The organism is SAR86 cluster bacterium (genome assembly GCA_023703615.1).
Lineage (GTDB): Bacteria > Pseudomonadota > Gammaproteobacteria > Magnimaribacterales > D2472 > MED-G85.
This window is the reverse complement of the sequence record CP097971.1, coordinates 33,733-49,063: the sequence shown is the minus strand read 5'-3', so window position 1 is coordinate 49,063 and position 15,331 is coordinate 33,733. Positions and strand designations below refer to the sequence as shown.

19 protein-coding genes are annotated in these 15,331 nt (G+C 32.5%); 11 read left to right on the top strand and 8 right to left on the bottom strand.

Annotated elements, in window-relative coordinates:
- The first annotated feature begins 34 nt into the window (after positions 1-34).
- Genes tatA through tatC form a run of 3 tightly spaced genes read left to right on the top strand, consistent with a single transcriptional unit; the run spans position 35 to position 1,114 of the window.
- Positions 35-172, top strand: coding sequence for a twin-arginine translocase TatA/TatE family subunit (gene tatA, locus M9C80_00265; protein URQ69628.1), 138 nt, complete (start codon positions 35-37; stop codon positions 170-172).
- A 2-nt stretch (positions 173-174) separates the two neighbouring features.
- The gene (tatB, locus tag M9C80_00260; protein URQ69627.1) at positions 175-420 is read left to right on the top strand and encodes a Sec-independent protein translocase protein TatB; all 246 of its coding nucleotides are present in this window, start codon (positions 175-177) and stop codon (positions 418-420) included.
- Positions 413-1,114, top strand: coding sequence for a twin-arginine translocase subunit TatC (gene tatC / locus M9C80_00255; GenBank protein URQ69626.1), 702 nt, complete (start codon positions 413-415; stop codon positions 1,112-1,114). The genes tatB and tatC overlap by 8 nt, the downstream gene beginning before the upstream one ends.
- Before the next feature lie 15 nt (positions 1,115-1,129).
- On the opposite strand, the gene M9C80_00250 is transcribed toward tatC, so the two are convergent.
- The 5 genes from M9C80_00250 to tkt are packed head-to-tail and all read right to left on the bottom strand — an operon-like array spanning position 1,130 to position 6,298.
- Positions 1,130-1,711 carry a TIGR00730 family Rossman fold protein gene (locus tag M9C80_00250; GenBank protein URQ69625.1) on the bottom strand — a complete coding sequence of 194 codons (582 nt, stop codon included), beginning with the start codon at positions 1,709-1,711 and terminating at the stop codon, positions 1,130-1,132.
- A complete protein-coding gene (dtd, locus tag M9C80_00245; GenBank protein ID URQ69624.1) occupies positions 1,708-2,145 on the bottom strand; it encodes a D-aminoacyl-tRNA deacylase in 438 nt (145 codons plus the stop codon). The genes M9C80_00250 and dtd overlap by 4 nt, the downstream gene beginning before the upstream one ends.
- A gap of 3 nt (positions 2,146-2,148) precedes the next feature.
- On the bottom strand, positions 2,149-3,165 hold the full coding sequence (locus M9C80_00240; protein ID URQ69623.1) for a fructose-bisphosphate aldolase class I: 1,017 nt from the start codon (positions 3,163-3,165) through the stop codon (positions 2,149-2,151).
- Between the two features lie 3 nt (positions 3,166-3,168).
- Positions 3,169-4,323 (bottom strand): phosphoglycerate kinase, encoded by a 1,155-nt coding sequence (locus M9C80_00235; protein URQ69622.1) that lies wholly within the window; start codon positions 4,321-4,323, stop codon positions 3,169-3,171.
- Entirely contained in the window at positions 4,316-6,298 is a 1,983-nt protein-coding gene (tkt, locus tag M9C80_00230; protein URQ69621.1) for a transketolase, read from the bottom strand. Before tkt ends, M9C80_00235 begins: the two co-directional genes overlap by 8 nt.
- 109 nt (positions 6,299-6,407) lie before the next feature.
- Here tkt and metK point away from each other — a divergent pair, with 109 nt between their 5' ends.
- From metK to M9C80_00190, 8 genes are all read left to right on the top strand, one after another.
- On the top strand, positions 6,408-7,562 hold the full coding sequence (metK, locus tag M9C80_00225) for a methionine adenosyltransferase (GenBank protein ID URQ69620.1): 1,155 nt from the start codon (positions 6,408-6,410) through the stop codon (positions 7,560-7,562).
- A gap of 21 nt (positions 7,563-7,583) precedes the next feature.
- The gene (locus tag M9C80_00220; protein URQ69619.1) at positions 7,584-8,978 is read left to right on the top strand and encodes an adenosylhomocysteinase; all 1,395 of its coding nucleotides are present in this window, start codon (positions 7,584-7,586) and stop codon (positions 8,976-8,978) included.
- Positions 8,979-9,128: 150 nt separating this feature from the next.
- The gene (gene lysA, locus M9C80_00215; GenBank protein ID URQ69618.1) at positions 9,129-10,367 is read left to right on the top strand and encodes a diaminopimelate decarboxylase; all 1,239 of its coding nucleotides are present in this window, start codon (positions 9,129-9,131) and stop codon (positions 10,365-10,367) included.
- Entirely contained in the window at positions 10,360-11,142 is a 783-nt protein-coding gene (gene dapF / locus M9C80_00210) for a diaminopimelate epimerase (GenBank protein ID URQ69617.1), read from the top strand. Before lysA ends, dapF begins: the two co-directional genes overlap by 8 nt.
- The gene (locus M9C80_00205) at positions 11,135-11,758 is read left to right on the top strand and encodes a DUF484 family protein (GenBank protein ID URQ69616.1); all 624 of its coding nucleotides are present in this window, start codon (positions 11,135-11,137) and stop codon (positions 11,756-11,758) included. The genes dapF and M9C80_00205 overlap by 8 nt, the downstream gene beginning before the upstream one ends.
- A gap of 4 nt (positions 11,759-11,762) precedes the next feature.
- Entirely contained in the window at positions 11,763-12,659 is an 897-nt protein-coding gene (locus M9C80_00200) for a tyrosine recombinase XerC (GenBank protein ID URQ69615.1), read from the top strand.
- Positions 12,656-13,366, top strand: a complete 711-nt coding sequence (locus tag M9C80_00195) for an HAD family hydrolase (protein ID URQ69614.1) — start codon at positions 12,656-12,658, stop codon at positions 13,364-13,366. Before M9C80_00200 ends, M9C80_00195 begins: the two co-directional genes overlap by 4 nt.
- A complete protein-coding gene (locus M9C80_00190; GenBank protein URQ69613.1) occupies positions 13,356-13,589 on the top strand; it encodes a hypothetical protein in 234 nt (77 codons plus the stop codon). The genes M9C80_00195 and M9C80_00190 overlap by 11 nt, the downstream gene beginning before the upstream one ends.
- Here the strand turns inward: M9C80_00190 and M9C80_00185 are convergent.
- The 3 genes from M9C80_00185 to M9C80_00175 are packed head-to-tail and all read right to left on the bottom strand — an operon-like array spanning position 13,584 to position 15,281.
- Complete coding sequence (locus M9C80_00185; GenBank protein ID URQ69612.1) at positions 13,584-14,000, bottom strand: c-type cytochrome; 417 nt, start codon at positions 13,998-14,000, stop codon at positions 13,584-13,586. The two genes, M9C80_00190 and M9C80_00185, sit on opposite strands and share 6 nt — an antisense overlap.
- 8 nt (positions 14,001-14,008) lie before the next feature.
- A complete protein-coding gene (locus M9C80_00180; GenBank protein ID URQ69611.1) occupies positions 14,009-14,569 on the bottom strand; it encodes a thiol:disulfide interchange protein DsbA/DsbL in 561 nt (186 codons plus the stop codon).
- 52 nt (positions 14,570-14,621) lie between these two features.
- Positions 14,622-15,281 carry a cytochrome c4 gene (locus tag M9C80_00175; protein URQ69610.1) on the bottom strand — a complete coding sequence of 220 codons (660 nt, stop codon included), beginning with the start codon at positions 15,279-15,281 and terminating at the stop codon, positions 14,622-14,624.
- Positions 15,282-15,331: the final 50 nt, after the last annotated feature.

Here is a 15,331-nt window from a genome sequence, read left to right as displayed (position 1 = left end):
ATTTATGGGTTTTGGTGGAATAAGTATATGGCAATTGTTAATAATTTTACTTGTTGTTGTTCTTATATTTGGTAGTGGAAAGCTTAAATCACTCGGCTCAGATTTAGGCTCAAGCATAAAAGGCTTTAAGAAATCAGTAAAAGACGAAGATTCTAAAGAAAAAGAAGATTAAAATTGTTTCAAATTGGTTTTTTAGAAATTCTAATCATTTTAATATTTGGCCTTTTAATTATCGGTCCAAGAAGACTTCCTGTTGTAATTAAAACAACTATAAAAATCTATAAAAAGATTGAAAATAAATTTAATGCTTTTAAAAAAGACATTGAAGAAGATATTGGAGCAGATGAAATTAAGAAAGATGTGTTTAATGAGCTTAGAATGGAAGAGCTAGAAGAAACGAAAGAATCTAATAATGACTAACGATTCAATCTCAAGTCATTTGCTTGAATTAAGATCAAGACTACTAAAGGTAATTATTTTATTTAGTGTACTATCGATTATTGGAATTCCTTTTGCTGCTGAAATTTATAGCTTTGTTGCAGATCCACTAGTTGCAACTCTGCCTGCAGGCACTTCCATGATTGCAACTGGAGTTGCATCACCGTTCATGGCTCCCATAAAGCTAGTTTTATATGTAGCTTTGTTGTTTACAATGCCGTGGTTATTTATTCAAATATGGATGTTTATATCTCCTGGATTGTATGAAAACGAAAAGAGCTTTACTGCTCCACTTATGGCCTCAACAATCATCTTATTTTTTTGTGGAGTAAGCTTTGCGTTTTTTATAGTTTGTCCAATTATCTTTAAGTTCTTTATTGGAATGGCGCCAAGCTCGATACAAGTTATGACTGACATAAACGAATACCTTGGTTTTATATTTAAGCTAGTTTTTGCTTTTGGTATAGCTTTTGAGATACCAGTAGCAACTGTTCTTTTAGTAAATAGTAAAATTGTAACCAAAAGATCATTAACAAAAGCAAGGCCTTATTTAATAGTAGTGTTTCTTATTATAGGAATGTTACTGACGCCACCCGATATATTCTCACAATTATTTTTGGCATTTCCTATGTGGCTTCTATTTGAGATTGGCATACTGCTATCTAAAAATAAATAGTTACAAAATCAGTTGTTAAAGACCAAGTCTTTTAGTCCAATTATCATCTGTTGGTTTTTTATGATTAACTACCATCTCAACAAGCTTACAAGGATCATCAGAAACTATTAGCTCTTTTAGATTTGCTGATGATATAAATCCTTCATCAACGGCCTTATCAAACCATTTTAAAAGATGATTATAGTATCCATCTGTATTTAGAATACCAATAGGTTTATTAATTATCCCTAATTGATTGCTTGCCATAATTTCTGCTAGCTCATCTAGTGATCCAACGCCACCTGGAAGAACAATAAATGCATCTGATCTTGATATAAATTCATGTTTTCGATTAAGCAGAGTATCTGAAACAACTATCTCTTTTAGCCTTGGGTTAGCTAATTCTAAAGCATGTAGAGACTTTAAAGAAATTCCTAGAACCTCAACTCCATTATCTATGGCGGTGTTAGAGATGATTTTCATTAGTCCAACATTGCCTCCACCAAAAACTATATTAATGTTTTTTTTAGCTATATATTTTGCAATAGTCTTGGCTGATTCAGCATATTTAGGATTTTTACCTTTATGAGCTCCACAAAAAATAGAAATATTTTTCATATCTTAAAATTAAATGTCATAGGACCTTTATTTACCAAACTTATTTGCATGTATGATCCAAACTTTCCTTCTTTAACTTTTGGCAATAAATTCTTAAATTCACTAACAAATTTATCATACATCAATTTAGCATCCTCTGGTTTTGCAGCTTTATGAAAACTAGGCTTGTTCCCTTTATTTGTAATGGCGGCTAGAGTAAATTGACTAACTATTAGAACTTCTTCATTGGAACTTTGAAGTGCCAGAGATGTTAACCCCTTTGGTCCATCAAGCATTCTAAAATTTATAATCTTTTTCACCATTTTAATTATGTTTTGAGAGAGATCATTTTTTTCAAAACAAATAAATACTAAACATCCTTCATCTATAGATGAAAAAACTTGATCATCAATAATTATTTTTGCACTTAAAACCCTTTGAACAGTTGCTAACAAATTCTATCTATCTTCTAATTTTTCTTCCCATTGACCAAGAGAAGCTAATTTATTCATTTCTGCTCTATGTGATAGTTCATCTTGAGAAATAAATATATTTTCTAACTTTCCTCCCCAAGCTTTTAGAGCAGGTGCTTGAAGTGCTCTTCCGTAAGAAAAACTTAATTTCCATGAAAAGCCACCAATTTTGTTCATTGCATCTAAATGGGCAGTGGCTAAGACATCAGACTGACCACCAGATAAAAATGTTATTCCAGGAAGACTCGACGGAACATTTGTTATTAAACAGTCTAATGTTTTTTCTGCAACATCATTAATTCCAGCTTGCTCTTCAGCGTCTTTTCCAGAAGTTACCATGTTTGGCTTTAATAGCGTGCCCTTGATGTTGACACCTTTTTTTTTAAGGTAAGAAAATAGAGATTTCAATGAGCGCTCAGTTGCGTCATAACATTCATCAATAGAATGATTGCCATCCATGAGCACTTCGGGCTCTACAATAGGCACCATACCATTATCTTGAGCGCATTTTGCGTAATCTGCTAAAGCTTCCATGTTCGCATCGATGCATTTATTAGTTGGAATTCCATCCCCAATATTTATTACAGCTCTCCATTTAGTAAATTTTGCACCCATAGTTGAATATTCTTTCAGCCTTTCGTCAAGTCCTTCGAGACCTACTGTTACCGTTTCTCCTGGGCAGTCTTCAATAGGCTGAAGGCCTTTATCAACTTTAATTCCAGGAAGGGCGCCTTGATCTGATATTAAATCTCTCAACAAAGTTCCATCATCAGCTGACTGTCTAATAGTCTCGTCAAATAATATAACTCCACCTATATTTCCTTTCATTCCTTTAGATCTAAAAAGCATTTCTCTGTAATCTCTTCTGTTAACTTCAGTTGATTCGACTCCTATAGAGTCAAATCTTTTTCCACAGGTTGGATTACTTTCATCTGCAGCTAGTATTCCTTTACCATCTGCAACTATATAAGTTGCAATATCTTCTATACTGTTTAGTGACATAGTTTAACTCCCAGTTTGTTTTGCGTTTAATGCTTTAATTGACGGCAAAATTTTGCCTTCCATAAATTCTAAAAAGGCTCCTCCACCTGTTGAACAGTATGATACATCATCTAATTTAATATATTTATTAATTGCGGATAATGTTTCGCCACCTCCAGCCAAAGAGAAAGCGTCAGACTTTGCTATTTCTTTAGAAAGCTCTTTAGTACCCTTTTCAAAATAAATATTTTCAAATACTCCCATAGGACCATTCCAAAGTATAGTCTTGGCATTTTTAATTAAAGCTTTTGATTCCTGTTCTAGAAATAAATCTAAGATCATTGCATCATTATTCACTTCGTTAATCGTAGCCTCTTTTATGTTTTCTCCTTCAAATGTTTTTGATGTAACTACTTTTTTTGGAAGCACAATCTTACCTTTTTCAAGAATTGTCTTAGCTGTTTCTAGCATTGAGTCCTCAACAAGTGAATTACCAACATTTAAACCTGAAGATTTTAAGAAAGTATTTGCAATGCCGCCGCCCACAATAATATAGTCAGCAACTTCATTGATTTGTTTTAATAGCGCAAGCTTAGTTGAGACTTTTGCTCCACCAATAATTGCTAGATAAGGCCTGTCATATTTTTTTAGAGCTTGTGATAAAAATTTTTCTTCTTTTTCTAACAATAGGCCAGCGCAGGCAATATAAGCATTTTCAATTGCTGAGTGTGTTGAAGCCTGTTCTCGATGTGCTGTTCCGAATGCATCAAAGACATATATGTCTCCAAGACAGCCTAATTTCTTTCCTAATTTCTCGCAGTTTCTTTTTTCTCCATCAAAGAATCTTACGTTTTCTAAGATTTGAATATTTGATGAAGATTTAAAAAAATCTACCGAGTCCAATTTATCAATTACATCTATAGAACTTTTAATTACTTCACCCAAAAAATTTGCTACAGGTTTTAAAGAAAAGCTTTCTTCAAAATTACCTTCCAATGGTCTACCTAAATGACTTACTAATAAAACTTTTGCATTATTTTTCAGCGCATAATTAATTGTGGGTATACAAGCTTCTATCCTGGTTGAATCAAGAATCCTGCCATCTTTTATTGGCACATTCATATCAACCCGAATAACAAGGTTTTTATTTGCTATATTTAAAGATGATAAATTAATCATTAAGCAATGATTTAGCCGTGTTAACAACATTTGCTTTATTAAAGCCAAAATGTTCAAGCAACTCGCTGCCTGGAGCAGATTCTCCAAAACCTTCGACTCCAATTACCTTATCATCTCTATTTAAAATCCTATACCAAGAATTTGGATGGCTACATTCAACAACAAGTATAGGTTTATCCTGCTTGATAACATCGTTTTGAAATTCTTTCGATTGTTGCAAGAAAATATCTAGTGAAGGCATTGATACAACATTAGCCAAAACTGAATCATTTTTTAAATCTTTTGCTGCATCAAGAGCTAATTGTACTTCGCTGCCAGAAGCAATGATAGTGATATCAGGATTGTCATTTTCTTCAAGCAAGTAACCACCCATACTAATCATAGATATTTTTTTCGGGGTTCGCGATATTGGGGATGTGCTTTGTCTACTAAATATTAAACATGTTGGAGTTTCTTTTGAAGTAATTGCTTCTTTCCAAGCTACGGCAGCCTCAACTAAATCAGCAGGCCTCCAATTATTTAAATTTGGAGTTGCTCTCAATGTAACCATGTGCTCTATTGGTTGATGGGTAGGTCCGTCTTCACCAAGCGCTACTGAGTCATGTGTATAAACAAATATATTTGGTAGTCCCATTAATGCGGATAATCTGACTGCATTTCTTGCATAGTCAGTAAAGACAAGAAATGTTGCTCCATATGGTTTAATACCGCCATGAAGCACCATTCCATTCATAATGCCAGACATTCCAAATTCTCTTACCCCATAATTAATATGATTACCTGCAGGATTTTCATTTGAAAATGTAGAACTTGACGAAGAAAAAGTATTATTAGATGGTGTTAAATCTGCAGAGCCGCCAACCAGTTCAGGCAATTCTTGAACAAAGAAATCTAAACATGATTTAGAAGCTTTCCTTGTTGCCATTGAAGAATTATTTGAGTTACAGCTGGATAAAAAATCTTCGAAATTTTTATTAAAATTTTTAGGGAGTAATCCTTTAATTCTTCTTTGAAGTTCATTTGATTTTTCAGGATATTTTTCTTCATATTTTTTCAAAAGTGAATCCCAATCTGAATTCAATGCACTTCCTTTTTCAGTTGCATTCCAAAAATTATAAATATCTTGTGGTATCTCAAAAGCCTCATATTTCCAGTTAAGAGATTCTCGCGTTTTTATTATTTCTTCTTCTCCTAAGGGTGCTCCATGAACATCTGCTGTTCCATGTTTGTTTGGTGAACCAAAACCAATTGTTGTTTTACAAAAAATCATCGATGGCTTATTTAATTCAATTTTTGCCTCAGAAATAGCTTTATCAATTTCTTCGATGTTGTGACCGTCTACACAAATGGTTTGCCATCCATAGCTTTCAAATCTCTTTACAGAGTCATCTGTGAACCAATGTTTAATTTCTCCATCTATTGAAATTCCGTTTTGATCATAAAAACATATTAGCTTTCCAAGATTATGAGTTCCAGCAAATGAGCATGCCTCATGAGAAATACCTTCCATTAAACAGCCATCGCCAAGAAATACATATGTAAAATGATCAACAGGTTTTATATCTTCTTCATTGAATTCTGCAGCTAGTATTTTTTCTGAAATTGCCATTCCAACTCCATTTGCAATACCTTGACCTAATGGACCTGTTGTAGTTTCAACTCCAATTTCAATGTCATACTCCGGATGTCCAGGAGTTTTTGATTTTAGCTGTCTAAAATCTTTTATATCCTCTATTGTCAAATTGTAACCTGTTAGGTGAAGCAGGCTATATAAAAGCATTGAGCCATGTCCGTTAGATAACACAAATCTATCTCTATTAAACCAGCGAGGATTTGATGGGTTATGCCTTAAATGATTACTCCATAAGGCTGTTGCTATTTCAGCCATACCCATTGGCATTCCTGGATGACCGGAATTTGCTTTTTGAACTGCGTCGATAGATAAAAATCTTAGCGCATTTACTGATTCTGACAACTAGATACTTCCTATTAGATTTTTGACTATTAATATTTTACATACAAAGCATAGCTTAGTGTTACCTTTTTATTATAAAATGTAGAACTGTTTATTTTAGGGGTATTTTATGAGTTATATTTTTACATCCGAGTCTGTCTCAGGTGGACATCCAGACAAAGTCTGTGATCAAATTTCAGATGCTGTTTTAGATGCTTATCTTGCTGAAGATCCAAACAGTAGAGTAGCTTGCGAAACGATGATAAAAAATAACATGGTCTATATAGCTGGTGAAATCACATCACTTGGTAGTCCAGATCTTGAGCCAATTGTTAGAAAAACGATTAATGATATCGGTTACAACTCTGATGAATATGGCTTTAATGGTGACACTTGCGAATTTACAAATCTTGTTTTTGAGCAATCGCCTGATATCTCTCAAGGAGTAACTGAAGGTGAGGGGGAAAATCTAGAACAAGGTGCTGGTGATCAAGGATTAATGTTTGGCTATGCTTGTAAAGAGACTGAATCATTAATGCCTCTTCCAATAGATCTATCTCATAGACTAGTTAAAAAACAAGCTGATGTTATGAAAAGTGGAGAAATTAAATGGCTGAGACCAGATGCTAAAAGTCAAGTAAGCGTAATTTACTCAGATGATGGTAAATCAATAGAGGGATTATCAGCTGTTGTTCTATCTACTCAACATGATGAAGATGTTTCACAAGAAGAAATCAAATCAGAAGTAATGGATAAAATTATCAAACCAATTGTTCCTCAAGAATGGATTCTTGACTCTACAAATATTTATATCAACCCTACTGGTAAATTTGTTATCGGTGGTCCCGTTGGTGATTGTGGGCTAACTGGAAGAAAAATAATTGTAGACACATATGGAGGAATGGCAAGGCATGGAGGTGGAGCTTTTTCTGGCAAAGACCCGTCAAAAGTAGACAGATCTGCAGCTTACGCTTCAAGGTATGTTGCTAAGAATATCGTTGCTGCTGGACTTGCAGATTATTGTGAAATTCAAGTCTCATATGCTATTGGTGTAGCAAAACCGACATCTATTCACGTAGAAACTTTCAATAGTGAAAAGATATCTAAAGAAGCTATAGTAAAAATTGTTGAAGAAGAATTTGATCTAAGGCCAAAAAGCTTAATTAATATGCTTGATCTAAAAAGACCTATATACTTGCAGACTGCAGCTTATGGTCATTTTGGTAGATCTGACATTGATCTTTCATGGGAAAGAACTGATAAAGCTTCAGATATTTCACAATAATAAAAAAATTAAGGAAAAAAAATGGAAAACGATTATAAAGTAGCTGATATTAATCTTGCAGAATTTGGAAGAAGAGAAATTTCACTTGCAGAAAATGAAATGCCTGCATTAATGGCTTTAAGAGACAAATATAGATCTGAGCAACCGCTTGCTGGTGCTAAAATCATGGGCTGCATACACATGACGATCCAAACAGCTGTATTAATGGAAACACTGATTGATCTTGGTGCTGAGCTGAGATGGTCATCATGCAATATCTTTTCAACCCAAGATCATGCTGCCGCTGCTATGGCTGCAAAAGGAATTCCAACTTTTGCATGGAAAGGCGAAACAGAAGAAGAATTTGAATGGTGTATTGAGCAAACAATTTGTAAGGATGGGAAACCTTGGGATGCAAATATGATTCTTGATGATGGAAGTGATCTAACAGCTATGGTTCATGAAAAATTTCCTGACATGTTAGATACTATTCATGGTGTTTCAGAAGAAACAACGACTGGGGTTCATAGACTTAAAGAAATGCTTGAAAAAGGAGAGCTGAAGGTTCCAGCAATCAATGTAAACGATTCAGTTACTAAAGCCAAAAACGACAATAAATATGGCTGCAGACACAGTCTTAATGATGCTCTTAAAAGAGGAACAGATATGCTTCTCATGGGTAAAAGAGGTCTTGTAATAGGCTATGGAGATGTTGGAAAAGGATCTGCAGCTAGTCTTGCTCAAGAAGGAATGATAGTAAGCGTTGTTGAGTCTGATCCTATATGTGCTATGCAAGCCTGTATGGATGGCTTCACAGTAGTATCCTGTTATAAAGATGGCGTCGTTTCAAGAAATGTAGAGGATATTGATATGCAGGTTATGGGCAATACTGATTTAATAGTTACAACAACTGGTAACGTAAATGTTTGTGATTCAGCAATGCTAAGTACATTAAAAAATACAGCGGTAGTATGTAATATCGGTCATTTCGATAATGAAATTGATACTGCTTTTATGAGGGATAATTACTACTGGGATGAAATCAAACCTCAAGTTCATAGAATCTTCAGAGATACTAAACCTGATGGAACGCCTGACTTGTCAAGCAAAAACTATCTTATTCTTTTGGCTGAAGGTCGATTAGTAAATCTTGGAAATGCTACAGGGCATCCAAGTAGAATTATGGATGGTTCTTTTGCAAACCAAGTTTTGGCTCAAATTCATTTGTACAAACAAGGTTTTGCAAATATTAATGATGCTGAAACAAAAGCAGAGATGATAACAGTTGAAGTTCTTCCAAAGAAACTTGATGAAGAAGTTGCTTCATTAATGGTTGCTGGGTTCGGTGGAGTAATGACAAAGCTTACAAAAGATCAAGCTGATTATATTAACGTTCCTCAAGACGGTCCATTTAAAGAAGAAAGCTACAAATATTAATTTAATTTTGTGCAATTATGGGCATAATTGCCCATAATACGCACTATGAAAACATGTAACGTTATAATTTCTATCTTAATACTAATGTCATTAGTATCATGCGGTGTTAAAGGTCCTGTCGTATCGGAAGACAATACAAGGATAATTTAAATGGATTTTTTTGAATACAAAAAGGATGAGCTTTTTTGTGAAGAAGTAAATCTTATTGAAATTGCAGAAAATTTTGGAACACCTACTTATGTTTATTCTTCAAAAACGTTAAATCTTCATATAGATGCCTATATGGATTCATTTACAAGCAAAGATTATCAAATATGTTTTTCAGTAAAATCTTTAAGCAATATTGCCATTTTAAATATTCTTAAGAATAAAGGATGCGGGTTTGATATTGTTTCTGGCGGCGAGCTTCATAGAGCTATTTCAGTTGGCGCAGATCCTAAATCAATAATCTTTTCTGGAGTAGGAAAATCAAAAAATGAAATAGAAGATGGAATCTTAAATGAGATTTTATCTTTTAATATTGAATCAAAAGCTGAATTAAAAAAAATAGAGACCGTAGCTAGTAATTTAAAGAAAATTGCACCAGTTTCAATAAGATTCAATCCAGATATAGACTCAGGAGGTCATGACTATATTACAACTGGAAGAAAAGGTGATAAGTTTGGGATTAATAATTTAGATGAAACTATTGAATTAGCAAAATACATAAGAGATTCAAAAAACCTTGAAATGGTTGGATTAGCTTGTCATATCGGCTCACAAATTTTAAATCTAAAAAGCTATGAAATAGCTTCAAAAAAAACTATAGATCTTGCTACTAAAATAAATAAGCTTGGAATTGATCTCCAGTTTTTTGACATGGGTGGCGGTCTTGGTGTTCCTTATTTAGATGAATCGCCGCCTCACCCTAAAGAACTAATATCAATGCTAGAAGAGGTTTTCGTTAATAGAAATGAAAAGTTAATATTGGAGCCTGGCAGAAGTATATCAGCCAATGCAGGTGTCTTATTAACCAAAGTTGAATATATCAAAGATAACTTTGCGATAGTTGATGCCGCTATGAATGATTTAATAAGACCTGCTCTTTATGGTGCTAAACATGATATCTGGAACCTTAAAAATAAAACCAATGCTATGAAAAAGTATAATGTAGTTGGTCCAATATGTGAGTCCTCAGATTTTTTAGGAAAAGATATTTTACTTGATATCGCTGAAGATGATCTTTTATGTATAAAAACTGCAGGAGCATATGGATTTGTAATGTCGTCAAATTACAATTCTAGATTAAGATCTGCTGAAGTGCTTGTGGATGGTAAAACTTTTAATTTGATTCGAAGAAGAGAAAATATTCAAGATCTAATTGGAATGGAGACAATTCCAAATGATTAAGTACCAAAAAATGCATGGAAACGGCAATGATTTTTTAATGATTAATTCTTTGGAAACAGGTTTCCAACCAAAAAAATCATTTATAAAAAAATATGGCGAAAGGAAACTTGGAATAGGTTTCGATCAACTTATTTTAATATCACCTCCAAAAAATGAAAATCATTCATTTGATATAGCATTTTATAATGCAGATGGTGGTCAAGCAGACATGTGTCTTAATGGAATAAGATGTGCTGCTCGTTATGTTTGGGAGGAAAAGTTTCATCCAAAAACAGTTCTTAATCTTAATACCAAAAAAGGTGTCCTTCGATGTGAAAGTCATAACAAGAACATTAAGGTATTATTTGATGAACCTTTAGAACTTAAAAAATTAGATATAAAAAAAGCAATAAAAAAAATATGTAAAGATAGTTTCACTTTTGTTAATGCAGGCAACCTTCATCTTTGTATTAAAAAGGAATCAATTCAGAAATTTGATCTTGAAAATTTATATTTCTCATTAGAAACTTTAATTAAACCACATAACGTCAACTTATCGATATATAACAAATTAGACAGTAATAATTTTGAAATTAGAACCTATGAAAATGGTGTTGGTGAGACTTTATCATGCGGTTCTGCGTCAGCATCAGTTGCTATGCTAGCTCTTAAAAATAAAAATAACTATGTAACTATAAGCTCAAAAGGCGGTAAACTAAAATTTAAGAAAGTTAATGGGCAAATGATTATGATAGGACCTGCGAAAAACGTTTGCTCTGGAATAATTAATGACTAAAGAAATTAATGAAAAAGAAGTCGAGCTTTATCTGTTAGATAATTTGGACTTTTTTGAAAAGAAAGAGGCCCTGGTTTCTGAGCTTAAATTTAAACATTCATCAAGTTCAGCATCATCCTTGCTTGAAAGACAAATAAAAAAACTAAGAGAAGAACAAAAAGATTTAATTGCTTTACTTGAATCATTTGTTAAAACTGCAAATCTTAATGAAGATCTTTTTAATAAATCAAAAAAACTGACATTGTCGATTTTAGAGGCGAATTCTAAGGAAGAAATTATGCAAAAAGTTGAAGAATGCTTCATTAAAGATTTTAACGTAGATGAGTGTTTTATGAATTTTTATTCTAAAAACGATCTTGAGCAAATTGAAGAGATAACAAGCATGTCAGTTCACAAAGGTGCTATATATTGTGGGTCTTATTCAAAAGAAAAAATGAAATTTTTGTTTAAAACATCAAAAATACAATCGATGGTGCTTGCTGTTGTAGCAGCAAAAGAAGGTATAGGCCTTCTCAAACTTGGAAGCTATGATCGCCAGAGATATCTTGGTGATGAAGATACTACATTTATAAAATATGTTAGGGATATATTAGAAAAGAGATTTGACTCATTTTAGATAAATGCTAATTAAATACTTTGTTCGAAACGATATTGATAACTATATAAAATATATTGCTGAAATAAAAAATCTATCCTCTAATACTTCTAATTCATATAAAAGAGATTTAAAAAAGCTATCAAGTTATCTTGAAGATATTGGAGTAAAGAGCTACAAAGTTATTAATGATGATACCTGTATGGGTTGGATTGGCAGTTTGTTTTCAAATAATAATAATCCTAGAACTATTCAAAGGCATATTTCTTCTGCTAAAGGCTTTTTTAGATTTTTAAAAAAAAATGGTGTCATCTCTAGCTCTCCATTTGAACTGATTGAATCTCCAAAAACACCAAGTTACTTGCCTGAAGTCCTTTCGCCTGAAGATATAGAGCAACTTCTTAATTTTAAACCAAAAGATTCTTTAGAAATAAGAGATTTGGCGATAGTTGAATTGATGTACTCTTCTGGATTAAGGGTATCTGAAACAATTAATATTAATATAGATCATTTTGAAGAAAATAAAGCTTTTTTGCGTGTTTTTGGAAAAGGATCGAAGACAAGACTTGTGCCTATTGGAAGATATGCCATAAATGCTATTAATAATTGGGTAGATGAAAGAGACAAATATTCTAATGATGATAATGCTTTATTTATAAATAAAAAAGGTTCGAGATTAAGTGTTAGAAGTATTCAATTAAGATTAAAAAGATTAGCAACAAAACAAGGTTTACCACCTGTAAATCCGCATATGCTTAGACACAGTTTTGCAACGCATATGCTTGAATCTAGTGGAGATCTTAGAACTATTCAGGAACTTCTTGGGCATAGCTCTTTATCAACAACTCAAATATATACTAAGTTAGATTATCAGCATTTAGTTAAAATATATGATAAATCTCATCCAAGAGCTAAAAAATGAACAAAATTAAAATAATAACATTTGATCTTGACGACACTTTTTGGGATATAGAATCAGTAATTTTTAAAGCAGAATACGAAACAAGGAATTGGATTGAAAAAAAAATTAATAAAAAGATTGAATGGGGTGATCTCGAAGATTTTTTAAGCTATAGAAAAGAGTTAATTTTCAAAAATCCAAATCTTGAATGGGATATTAGTTCTCTTAGAAAAGAAATATATAGATATAAATTAAGTCCCATTTTGGATAAAAAACATGAATGTGAAGAAATAGTTACAAAGGCGTACGATTTTTTTATCGATAAAAGACATGATATAAGTTTTTATGATGGAGTATTAGAGTGTCTTGAGAAACTTAATAAAGAATATATTTTGGGAGTTTTAACAAATGGTAATGCTAATATTAAAAAGTTAAACATAGACAATTTTTTTAAGTTCCATGTTAGTTCTTTCGATGTGAAAAGCAATAAACCAGATAGCGGACATTTTCTTAGAATATTTGAATTGAACGCTGGAGTTAAAAAAGAGGAGGTACTTCACATTGGAGATCATCAAAAAAATGACATGTTGGGTGCGTATGAGCTGGGCATTAAGCATTTATGGTTCAACAAAAAAAATGATACATGGAAACAAAATTTTAAGAAGCCTAATGAATTTAAAAACTGGAATGATTGCTATAAATTAATTAAGGATTTAAATGAAAAATAATGATCTTACAAAAATAATCTTAAAGATTATTGAAAAAGAAACTTCTCGATTTGTAAAAATTTTTCCAAATGATTTATTAAAAAGAATTGAAAATCAATTAGGTCCAGAAATAGATAAAATTATTGAGAAAGGCGGGTATATAAAAAAAGAAAAATATGATTTTTTAAATAAGTTAGTAAAGGATCTTGAAAAGAGAATATCTGATTTAGAAAAAAAATTATAGAGTAATTATGTATTCAGATAATTCTTGTATATCACTATCTGATAAAGCTGCTGCTTGAGCATACATTAAAACACTCTGCGGGCCTCTTTCTTCTTTATTTTTATATTGTATTAATGCTGCAGAAATATAATCAACGCTTCTTCCAGTAAATGATGGACCTATTCCACCTTCTCCACCAGTTCCATGACATGCGATGCACCCTGCGTATAACTTAGTACCCTTTGAGTCTACTAACATGTCAGATGCAGAAATGAGAGGGGCTCCACAATCTTCACCTTGAATACAAACTCTTACAGGTATATTAATTCTATCTATGACAGCAGCATCGTATTTTTTTCCATTAAAAACAAAGAGTACTATTAATGGCAACACTAGCAAATATATTCTTGAATTTATAAGTTTTCTATTCATATCCAATCCTAAGAGTTTGATTTTTGAATTTCAATTACATGCTCAACTACATTTAACATCTCTTCAAAAGATCTTTTAGATTCAATAATATATGTACCGTCAACAATCATCATGGGGACAGCTGAAATTTTTAATTGCTTAGCAACTTTAATTCCTCTGTTAACTTTCTGTCTAACAGAAAAAGAATTTAGATATTGTTTTGTTATTTCTGGAGCAATGCCAAACTTTTTCAAAAAATTTTCTATAGCTTTTGGATTTTGTAAAAAATCACCTTCTTTATGAATTCTAACAAATACAGCTTTATGTGTTGTTTGATCTAAATTTAATGCATCTATTGTATAAAATAATCCTGCATGAAGTTGATGAACTGCTCCCCATGTAATTGGCATTTTAGTAAATTTTACATCGTCACCAAGATTTGATTTCCATTGATTGATAGCAGGCTCAAGAGAATAACAATGGCCACAGCCATACCAAAATGCTTCAGTCACTTCAACAATTCCATCCTGTTTTACAGGCAGAGGATTATCAACAAGTCTATAATCAACTCCTAGTTTATAGTCTGACATAATATTAATAGAGAATATTATTAGAAAAGTAAAAAGATGTTTTTGAAAAAAATTATTCATAAAGTCCATGCATATAGTTTGAAAGAGCATCAATTTCTTGATCGTTTAAATTTTTAGCAATAGATTGCATTACCAAAGCTTGTTCGCCTGCGTTTCTTTCCTCGGATCTATATGCTTTTAAAGTAGATATTAAGTAGCCAACTTGTTGTCCAGCAATGGCTGGGAAGCCAGCTTGACTATTACCATCTCCATATACTGAATGACATGAAGTGCATGCAGGAATGCCTTTTTCTAAATTTCCATTTCTATATAGAGCTTGTCCTAATTTCAATAAATCTGGATCGTCTTTAGCTTGACCTATGTTTGATTTTTGTGAAGCATAATATGCTGCAATGTCTAATATTTCTTCATCTGAGATGCTATTCAAATATGGCGTAACACTCATCATGAGAACGTTATTTCTATCTCCTGACTTGAAATAAAGTAGTTGTTCATACAAATATTTTTGATTTTGTCCGGCTAAGTTTGGCCACTCTGTATTAATGCTATTTCCATCTTGACCGTGACATGCAGCACATGTTTGGACAAGCTGTGATCCGTTATCAGGGTCTCCTGATTTGAGATCGGTTGGCATTTCTTTCAAAGAATTGTCAGCCGACATTGCATAAAAAGATATACAAAAGGATATAATTAATACTTGCGATATTCTCATGTCAAAAAAGTGTTACTACAGGTGAATGTATTATAAACGTAGCTTGATAT

Excerpts from the sequence above, each read along its gene's own strand:
- M9C80_00180 (URQ69611.1), bottom strand. The coding sequence starts at position 14,569 with ATGTCAGACTATAAACTAGGAGTTGATTATAGACTTGTTGATAATCCT.
- metK (URQ69620.1), top strand. The coding sequence starts at position 6,408 with ATGAGTTATATTTTTACATCCGAGTCTGTCTCAGGTGGACATCCAGAC.
- M9C80_00200 (URQ69615.1), top strand. The coding sequence starts at position 11,763 with ATGCTAATTAAATACTTTGTTCGAAACGATATTGATAACTATATAAAA.
- M9C80_00240 (URQ69623.1), bottom strand. The coding sequence starts at position 3,165 with ATGTCACTAAACAGTATAGAAGATATTGCAACTTATATAGTTGCAGAT.
- lysA (URQ69618.1), top strand. The coding sequence starts at position 9,129 with ATGGATTTTTTTGAATACAAAAAGGATGAGCTTTTTTGTGAAGAAGTA.
- M9C80_00220 (URQ69619.1), top strand. The coding sequence starts at position 7,584 with ATGGAAAACGATTATAAAGTAGCTGATATTAATCTTGCAGAATTTGGA.
- tatC (URQ69626.1), top strand. The coding sequence starts at position 413 with ATGACTAACGATTCAATCTCAAGTCATTTGCTTGAATTAAGATCAAGA.
- M9C80_00190 (URQ69613.1), top strand. The coding sequence starts at position 13,356 with ATGAAAAATAATGATCTTACAAAAATAATCTTAAAGATTATTGAAAAA.
- M9C80_00175 (URQ69610.1), bottom strand. The coding sequence starts at position 15,281 with ATGAGAATATCGCAAGTATTAATTATATCCTTTTGTATATCTTTTTAT.
- M9C80_00195 (URQ69614.1), top strand. The coding sequence starts at position 12,656 with ATGAACAAAATTAAAATAATAACATTTGATCTTGACGACACTTTTTGG.
- M9C80_00235 (URQ69622.1), bottom strand. The coding sequence starts at position 4,323 with ATGATTAATTTATCATCTTTAAATATAGCAAATAAAAACCTTGTTATT.
- M9C80_00250 (URQ69625.1), bottom strand. The coding sequence starts at position 1,711 with ATGAAAAATATTTCTATTTTTTGTGGAGCTCATAAAGGTAAAAATCCT.
- M9C80_00205 (URQ69616.1), top strand. The coding sequence starts at position 11,135 with ATGACTAAAGAAATTAATGAAAAAGAAGTCGAGCTTTATCTGTTAGAT.
- dapF (URQ69617.1), top strand. The coding sequence starts at position 10,360 with ATGATTAAGTACCAAAAAATGCATGGAAACGGCAATGATTTTTTAATG.
- M9C80_00185 (URQ69612.1), bottom strand. The coding sequence starts at position 14,000 with ATGAATAGAAAACTTATAAATTCAAGAATATATTTGCTAGTGTTGCCA.